The 1,699-nt window shown below is 64.6% G+C and carries 2 protein-coding genes; both read right to left on the bottom strand.

The window, feature by feature from the left end; genetic code table 11:
* A partial coding sequence (locus EN939_RS33040; protein WP_164751461.1) for an MFS transporter occupies nucleotides 1-591 on the bottom strand: 591 nt, incomplete at its 3' end.
* Between the two features lie 148 nt (nucleotides 592-739).
* Nucleotides 740-1,699, bottom strand: a 960-nt coding sequence (locus tag EN939_RS33035) for a Na/Pi cotransporter family protein (RefSeq protein ID WP_164751460.1), incomplete at its 5' end; no start/stop codon positions are given.

The following is a 1,699-nucleotide window of genomic DNA, read 5'->3' as shown; positions in this document are numbered from 1 at the left end:
CACACGGACCTCGCGGGCGAAACCGGCAGGCCTGGCCGATGAGCCGGTGGTGCGCGGCAACAGGGCTGCCATGGCAAGCGTTGCCGCCACGCCGAGCGCGCACATCACCCAGAAGGTGGCGCGCCAGCCCCAGATGTTGCCGATCGCGGTGCCGGCCGGCACGCCGATGACGTTGGAGACGGTGAGGCCAGACAGGATGACGGCGACAGCCATGCCGCGCTGGTCCTCGCGCACGAGACCCACGGCGACGACCATGGCGACGCCGAAATAGGCGCCATGCGCGACCGCCACGGCAATGCGCAACAGTAGCATCGAGGTGAAGTCGGGCGCCAGCGCGCAAGCCGCCTGGCCGATGGTGAAGGCGATGGCGAGGCCGAGCAGCAGGCTCTTGCGCGACAGCGACTTGGTGGCGAGCGCCAGCAGTGGACCGCCGATGGCGATGCCGCAGGCATCGCCGGAGACGAGATAGCCGGCCGAGGGAACCGAGACGCCGAGCCCTTCCGCCACTTGCGGCAGCACGCCGGCAATGACGAATTCAGTGGTGCCGAAGGCAAAGGCGGCGATGAACAGCGCAATGAGCGGAAGCGACATGGGGAAGCCTTAGCTGGAACGGCCTCAAACCACGGATGAGCGTCGCGGGCAATCCAGAAATTTTTGTCGCGAGTTTAGGTTTTCTTCAGTGGGGGCGCGAGGCGATGAAGTGCCAATCTCCCTCACGAGGGGGGAGATCGGCTGCTTCTCAGCTCGCCTTCAACCTGGATCCAGTCAGCAGACCGCGCTCTTCGAGCACCGGATAGGCCATCGAGGCCAGCAGCGAATTGATCTGCTTCAGGTCGCGGATGGTGTCGAGATGGATCGAGCTGGTCTCGACGCTCTTGGCAGTGCCGTCGCGCAGGCGCACGAAATGGCTGGCGCTGGTTTCTTTTTCGCGGTCGCGAAGCCGGTCTTTTTCCAGCACCAACTGGCGGGCGGTCTCGGGATCGCGCGACACCAGAACGTTGAAGGCAAGCCGCGCATTGGCCAGCACCGAGCTATGGAAGGCGCACAGCTCGGCCCAGCCCTCGTCGGTGAATTCCAGTCCGCGCTCGAACTTCTTTTTCACATGCACCAGCATGTTGCGCACGATGATGTCGCCGACCTGCTCCAGCTTGACGCAGGCGCCGATCAGCTCCTGGCAGCGCAGCGCCTCGTCCTCGGTCAGCGCGTTCCTGGTCAACTTGGCGAGGTAGAGCTTGATCGCGGCGTGCTTGCGGTCGACGCGGTCGTCGAGTGCGGCCAGCGCTTTAATCTTGTCGGCGTCGGCGCTTTCATAGAGTTCGATGATGCGCTTGAGCATGATCTCGATCGTCTCGCAGACCCGCACCACCTCGCGGGTGGCATTGGCAAGCGCCTGGCTCGGCACGTCGAGCGCGCTTTCGTTGAGCGCGGACAGCTCGACGACGTCAAGCGAGGCGGCCGGCACGGGCTTGATGCCAAGTGCGACGATCTTCTCCGAAGCGCGGTAGACAAACCCTGCCAGCGGCAGGCCGGCGAGCAGGATCAGCACATTGAACAGGATGTGGGCATTGACGATCTGGTCCGCCGCCGTCGAACCGAGAAAGGCGAAGTGCGGCCTGAAGATCATGACCAGGATCAGCATGACAAGCGAACCAAGCCCGCGCATCAGGAGGTTGCCGATCGGCACGACGCGCACCTCGGG

The sequence above is a fragment of the Mesorhizobium sp. M7A.F.Ca.CA.002.05.1.1 genome (genome assembly GCF_003998335.1).
Classification (GTDB): domain Bacteria; phylum Pseudomonadota; class Alphaproteobacteria; order Rhizobiales; family Rhizobiaceae; genus Mesorhizobium.
This window is presented reverse-complemented; position numbering and strand designations above follow the sequence as displayed.